Below are 7,224 nucleotides of genomic sequence, written 5' to 3'. Positions count from 1 at the left end.
CACAGAAAGAAACAAAAGGCCGTCGCCCAACAGCGTCGGCCTTTTTTTTAACTTTTTGAGTTAATGATAAATAAACTCATTCCGGTTTTTTGGAGGTGCTGCGTCTTAATAAGGTATGTGGGCAAATCCGGTCAGGCAGGGCAGCCAAGGCAGCGGATTGTTCAGTAGAAAAATTTCGCCGTCGTCCAGCAGGATGACCGCGCCCGGGGAGGGGCCGGTCAACCGCGCACTGCCATGTCGCCCACGGGGCCAACGACAGTGGGCGGTTCCCGTGTGCTGGCCGTGGCGGGCCCTTTGGCCCAATGGACTTTCACTTCTACCAATAATAGAGAGCACGATGTCAGCAATTCATGAGTTGAAACCTCTGTTCAAGGCACTCGTCATGTCCCGCGGCCTGCGTTCACGTCGCGTGTTGACCGGTCTGGGGCTGGTCTGTGTATTGCCTTTGAGCGCTCAGGTGATGGCTGAAAGCGTCAGCATCAATATCCCGGCGCAATCGTTGCCACAAGCACTGCAGGCGTTCGGTCAGCAGACCAACCAGCAGGTGATCTACAACGCTGACGACATGGCCGGGCTCAGAAGCCACGCCGTCAGCGGCAAGATGAGCCCGCAGGCGGCCATCGCCGAATTGCTCAAGGGCACCGACGTGCGCTACAGCGTCGAGGGCAACACCCTGATGCTGGTGCGTGGCAGCAGCACCCAGGGCCTGGAACTGGGCGCGACCAACATCAGCGCACATCAGGTCGGCGCAACCACCGAAGGCAGCAACTCCTACACCTCCAACGCTGTGACGATTGGCAAGGGCACCCACACCCTCAAGGAAATCCCCCAGTCGGTTACTGTGATGACCCGCAAGCAGATGGACGACCAGGACCTGGTCGACCTCAAGGATGCGCTGAACCAGACCACCGGTGTCGTGGGTCTGCAGGGCGTCGGCAAGGGGTTGATCATCTCCTCGCGCGGTTTCCAGATCGATGACTGGCAGTACGACGGCGTACCGATTCCACGTAACACCTATTCGCTGGGTAACTGGGCCACTCAGGATCTGGTGTTTTTCGATCGCCTGGAAATCCTGCGCGGTGCTTCCGGATTGCTGCAAGGCACTGGCAGCCCGGGTGGCGCCATCAACCTGGTGCGCAAGCGCGGCCAGGCTGCACCGACTGTGTCCGTGACCGCCAAAGCGGGCTCCTGGGACCATTACGGTCTGCAGGTAGACGCGGGCGGCCCGCTGAACCAGGCCGGCACCATCCGCGGTCGCCTGGTGGCCGATCAGGACCAAAGCAACTCGTTCATTGACCACGACTGGAGCCGGACGCTGTCGCTGTACGGCTCGCTGGACTTCGACCTGAGCGAAGACACCACCCTGGGTCTGGCCGTCAGCCGTTCCGACGGTGATTCGCGTCCGATGATTCGTGGCCTGCCACGTTACGCTAACGGCAAGATGCCGGATGTCTCGCGCTCCACCTACACCGGTGCACGCTGGAACAGTTCCGACATCGACGTCACCACGCTTTACGCCGACCTCGAACATCGCTTCAACGAAGACTGGGCACTCAAGGTCGGTGCGGTGCGCATGACCGAAAGCAACAAGGCGAAAAACCAGCGCGTGCAAAGTGCCGGCGACGGTCTGGAAGCGGATGGCAGCGGCGTGCAGTACGCCAACTTCGTGACCGATTTCGACTCGACAAAAGTCGGTATCGACATGAACCTGAATGGCAAGTTCGAAGCCTTGTCGATGCAGCAGGAAGTGATGTTGGGCGGTAACTTTTCCCAGCTCGAAACGGACGATCAGCTCGCCCGTACCTTCAGCAACAGTAGCGACACGATTTTCGGCGTCAACAATGACCGTCCCGATATCAACTACGACAGCCTGATCGCTTCGGGTGGTCGCGGCACGCTGAGTAAATACGACGTCCGCCAGAAAGGCCTGTATGGCACCTGGCGCGTCAAGCCGATCGACGATCTGACCCTGGTGCTCGGTTCCCGTGTCAGCTGGTACGACTTCAGCTACAAATCCAAGGCGCAATCCTCGTTCGGCGGCATCACCAAGAACGACCCAAGCACCGCGACCGAAACCGGGGAAGTCACGCCTTACGCCGGTATCGTCTATGACCTGAGCCGCGAGTGGGCGGTTTACGCCAGTTACACCGACGTGTTCCAGCCGCAGACCAACCGCGATGCCGGTGGCACCGTGCTCAAACCGGTGGTCGGCAGCAACTACGAAATCGGTCTCAAGGGCGAGCTGATGGACGGCCGGGTCAACACCTCCTTGGCACTCTTCCGCTACGACCAGGAAAACCGTGCGGTCAACGACATTGCCGGTGGCTTCGAGTGCGACGGTTCGTACTGCTCGACGGCCTCGGGCAAAGTGCGCAGCCAGGGTATCGACGCCGAGATCAGCGGCGAAGTAGTGGAAGACCTGCAACTGTTCGCCGGTTACACCTACAACACCACCAAGTACCTCAAAGACCCGGACAGGGAAGGCCGTGTGTTCAGCACTTGGACGCCAAAACACATGCTGCGCATGTGGGCCAACTACCAGTTGCCGGGTGAGTGGGATCGTGTCAGCACCGGTCTGGGCTTCACCACTCAGAGCCATACGCTGGGCTATGAAGGGACCTACGATGTCGCGGGTTACACCGTATGGAACGCCCGTGTCGGTTACCAGCTGACACCGGAAGTCGATCTGGCCGTGAACGCCAACAACCTGTTCGACAAGAAGTACATTGCGGCCGGTTACAACCAGCTCGACGGCAACAACAACTTCGGTGATCCACGCAACCTGATGTTCTCCGTGAAGTGGACCCCAAAGTTCTGATGCACTGAAGGGCCTTCACCGAAGCGGCCCACGCTCCTCGAAAGAGGGCGTGGGCCGTTTTTTTTGCATACCGTCGGCAGGTGAATCGCGGTGGGCGCAGCGCGCGCAGGTGATGTGGCAAATCATGCAAACAAAAACGCATGAAAGTCAGTTGTTCAGTGCCGCCTCACACGTCAGGAACACCGCTTCAAAGGACTCGAGCAACGACTCACCGTAAATCATACTGCGGTGGGGCAGGGTGGAATGCACCGAGCCTTGCAGTCGTCCGCTGACGGTGTGTTCACGCAGCACCTGTTCCGAGTGCAACACCTGCTCCAGGGTCTTGTGCGACAGCGACCACCAGCAACTGGCCTCGACCTTGAGCGTTGGCAGCGTGAAGGCGTCGTAGGATTTCACCAGTCGGTCATGAATTTCGAACGCCTGGGCGTTCATGATTTCCTGTTTGATGGCGTCCAGCGTCGCCACCATTTCCTGTTCGCTGGTGGCGGCCTGTTGGCTGGCCCACTGGTAGAAAGCCTTGAGATCGGTTTGCGGGTTTTCGGCGAGGAAGCGTGCCGCCGGCTCGTGCAGATGCGCGAACATCAGGCTGAACATTTCCACGGCCGTCGCCAGTTCATTTTGTGCACTGAAGTACTCGGGATTTTCTTCTTCCAGCGGTTTGCGCGGCAGGTCGGCCGGCAACAGGCTGTCCGGCAGTGTGGTATCGACCAGACCGAGGAAGCTCACTTCACGTCCCTGACGCTCCAGTTCGGCGGCGATGTCCATGGCGATGGAGCCGCCGAGCGACCAGCCCATCAAGCGATACGGGCCGTCCGCCTGTTTATCGATGATCTGTCGGGTGTAATCGGCGATCATCTGCGCCCAGGTCTGGGCGTGGGCGTGTTTGTCGGCGAAGCCCGTGTGCATCACGCCGAAGGTGCGCGCGTGTTTGCTCAGGCGTTTGGCCAACGGTTGGTAGCAGAACACGATGCCGCCGCTGGGATGCAGGCAAAACAGCGGCGGGGCGCTGGCGGCTGAGGCGGAAAGTTCGACCACACATTTGGCTTGCTGCTGGTGTTGCGTAGCAATGAATTGCGCCAGGGCTTCGACGGTGGCGTGGGCGAGCATTTGCTGCAAGGCGAGTTTGATCCCCAGGCGCGCATTGAGCGCGGCAATAAACTGGATGGCCAGAATCGAATGCCCGCCCAGTTCGAAGAAGTTGTCGTCGAGGCCGACCCGGTCGACGTGCAGGGTTTCCTGCCAGAGCTCGACCAGCGCTTGCTCCAATGCAGTTTCCGGGGCCTTGAAGCGGGTCTCCGATTGACTGAAGTCAGGCAGCGGCAACGCCTTGCGATCAAGTTTGCCTGTCGGGCTGACGGGCATGGTCTCAAGCATCAGCAGATGGCTCGGTACCATGTAAGCGGGCAGACGGCTTTTCAGTTCAGCCTTGAGCGCTGCGCGCAGTTGATCGTGCTGTTCGCTCGACAAATCACTGTCGCTCGGCACGACATAACCGATCAACTGCATCCCGGCCAATCCTTCGCGGGCAAGGACCAGGGCTTCGCGAACGGCCGGGATTTGCAGCAGGCAGGATTCGATTTCACCGAGTTCGATACGGAAGCCGCGAATCTTCACTTGATGATCGAGTCGGCCGACGTATTCGATGACGCCATCGGCGCGATAGCGCGCCAGATCGCCGGTTCGGTACAGACGCCCGCCCTGCGTGCTGAACGGATCAGGCATGAAGCGTTCGGCGGTCAGCTCCGGGCGCTGGAAATAGCCCCGGGCCAATAGATCGCCGGCAATCACCAATTCACCGACGACGCCCACCGGGACCGGTTGGCCACCGCTGTCCAGCAGGTAAATGGCGCGTCCAGCCAAGGGGCGGCCGATCGGCATGGTTTTCGGCAGCGGCGCATGCCCGGTGACATAGTCCGTGCAATCGAGCACCGTGGCACTGACCGTGGTTTCCGTCGGGCCATAGGTGTTGAGCAGGCGCACATGGCCAAGTCCCGCCTTGCCCCACGCCGCCACGCCTTCCGGTGGCATGGCTTCGCCGCCCACGATCACCTGGCGCAACGGGCCATAGTCACGGACACCGGCAGCGGCAAAATCCCTCGCCAGCATGTTCCAGTACGTGGTGGTCAGGTCGCTCACCGTGAATTGCTTGTCGAGCAACTGCTGGTACCAGGTTTCGCTGTCCCAGATGTCCGGCCCGCGCAGTACCACCGACGCGCCGCAGATCAGCGCCGGGTAGAGCTGTTCGACAAAGGCATCGAAGTTGAACGTGGCAAATTGCAGCGAACGATCGGCGGGTGTCAGGCCAAGGAATTCCAGGGCGACTTGCGCGTGTCGGGTCAACGCCGCCTGGGTAATTCCCACACCTTTTGGTCGACCGGTGGAACCTGAGGTGAACATCACATACGCCAGGTTATGGCCATGGGTACGGCAGGTCGGATTGTCGCTGTGCGCGCTGTCGGCGAGGTCGAGTTCGTCGACGCACAGCACGCTCACCGCGTCTACCGAGGGCAGGCGCTGGAGCAGAGAGCGCTGGCTGAGCAGCACGCTCAGGCCGCTGTCTTCGATCATCGAGGTCAGGCGTTCCTGCGGGTATTCGGGATCGAGGGGCACGTACACGCCGCCGGCCTTGAGCACCGCCAGCAGGCTGACGATCATCCGCGCCGAGCGCTCGACCGCGATGCCCACCCGCACTTCCGGGCCCACGCCGTAGCCGAGCAGGGTCTGTGCCAGGCCATTGGCTGCCGAGTTGAGTTGGGCATAGCTCATGCGCACGTCATCGCAAATCAGCGCGAGGGCATGCGGCGTGGCCAGTGCCTGGCGTTCGAAGAGCTGATGCACGCCTGCGCTCGGCAATGGCGCCACGGCTGGATTCCATTGTTCGCGTTGCTGGCGGCACTCGGTGTCGCTCAGCAGCGACAATTCGCTCAGGGCAACCTCGGGATTGGCGGTGATGGCGTGCAACAGGTTCTGCCAATGCCCGGCCAACCGCTCGATGGTGGCGGGGCTGTACAGATCGCGGCTGAATTCGATGTTGGCGTCGATGCGGTTCAGGGAATAACTGACGTCCAGCGACAGGTCGAATTTCGCCTGCCCGCTGCCGGCATCGACAAAGTCCAGGGTCAATTCGCCCAGGTTCAGCGGCACCGAGGCGCCGCCGTCCGTGCGCCAGTTGAACAGCACCTGGAACAACGGATTGATCTGCTGACTGCTTTGCAGTTGCAGGTCGTCGAAGCTCAATTCCAGCGGATAGTCGGCATGGTCGAGCGCGGCCAGCGATTCGCGGCGCAGACGCAGCAGGAAGTCCTTGCAAGGCAGCTGCGGGTCAATCCGCACGCGATAGACCTGGGTGCTGACAAAGAACCCGACCAGGTCCTGAATTTCACTGCGGTTGCGTGTGGCGTTGGGCACGCCGACGGTGAAATCGTCCTGGCCACTGTAGCGGCTCAGGAGCAATTGCCAGGCGCCCAGGGCGACCACAAAGGGAGTCAAACCGTGCTGCTGGCAGAAGCGATTAAGTGCTTGCGCCAAGGTGGCGGGCAGGCTGAAGTCGTGTTTGCCGGCCGCATGGCTGTGCTGGTCGTTGCGCGCAAAGTCCACCGGCAGATCCAGCGGCGGCAACGTCTGACCCAGATAATTCTGCCAGTATTCGGCGCTGGTCTTGCAGGCCGGGCTGTGCAGATAGTCGCCACGCTGCCAGTCGGCATAGTCGGCGTACTGGATGGCCGGGCGCGGCAGTGGCGCGCTCATGCCCATTGCCGCTTGCGCATAGGCGCGGGTCAGGTCCTGCATCAGGATCGCGTTGGACCAGGCGTCCGAGGCGATATGGTGCATGTTGAGCAACAGCAAGTGCTCCGTGTCGGCGACTTGCAGCAGTGTCGCGCGCATCAGTGGTGCTTGCTTCAGGTCGAAGGGTTTGGCGGCCTCTTCGGCAGTGCGCCGGGCAATCTGCTGTTCGCGTGCTTCAGCGCTCAGGCCGCGCAGATCATCGAACCCCAGCTGCAGCGTTGCGTGTGCATCGACCACCTGCATGGCTACCCCGTCGATCTCGACGATCGCACTGCGCAGGACATCGTGGCGTTCGATGACTTTATTCAGCGCCATTTCCAGATGTTGTGCTTGCAGGGCACCGCTGAGGCGCACGGCGCGTGGCAGGTTATAGGCGGCACTGTCAGGTGTCAGCTGTTGCACGAACCACAGTCGCTGTTGCGCGAAGGAGAGGGGGGCCGGGGCCGGGTGGGGGCGGGCAATGATGCCTTGGGATTGCTCGCCGGCATCTGCCATCAGCAGCGCCAGTACCTCATCATCGAGTAAGTCGTTCATCGGGCTCTCGTGGTTGGCAGCACCGTGAGCGCTGACGGCGTTGCCGACAGTCGGGTCCACGGCGATAAACATTCGGATTGAAGGCC

2 protein-coding genes are annotated in these 7,224 nt (G+C 61.1%); one reads left to right on the top strand and one right to left on the bottom strand.

Annotated elements, in window-relative coordinates; all coding sequences use genetic code 11:
• Positions 1-337 precede the first annotated feature (337 nt).
• A complete protein-coding gene (locus tag HUW52_RS21605; protein ID WP_175554864.1) occupies positions 338-2,818 on the top strand; it encodes a TonB-dependent siderophore receptor in 2,481 nt (826 codons plus the stop codon).
• A gap of 147 nt (positions 2,819-2,965) precedes the next feature.
• Here the strand turns inward: HUW52_RS21605 and HUW52_RS21600 are convergent, their stop codons facing one another.
• Positions 2,966-7,138, bottom strand: coding sequence for a non-ribosomal peptide synthetase (locus HUW52_RS21600; protein WP_175555720.1), 4,173 nt, complete (start codon positions 7,136-7,138; stop codon positions 2,966-2,968).
• Positions 7,139-7,224 lie beyond the last annotated feature (86 nt).

Source organism: Pseudomonas sp. 43A, from assembly GCF_013363935.1.
Lineage (GTDB): Bacteria > Pseudomonadota > Gammaproteobacteria > Pseudomonadales > Pseudomonadaceae > Aquipseudomonas > Aquipseudomonas crudilactis.
Note: the sequence above shows the minus strand (reverse complement) of the source record. Positions and strands in the feature narration are given on the sequence as shown.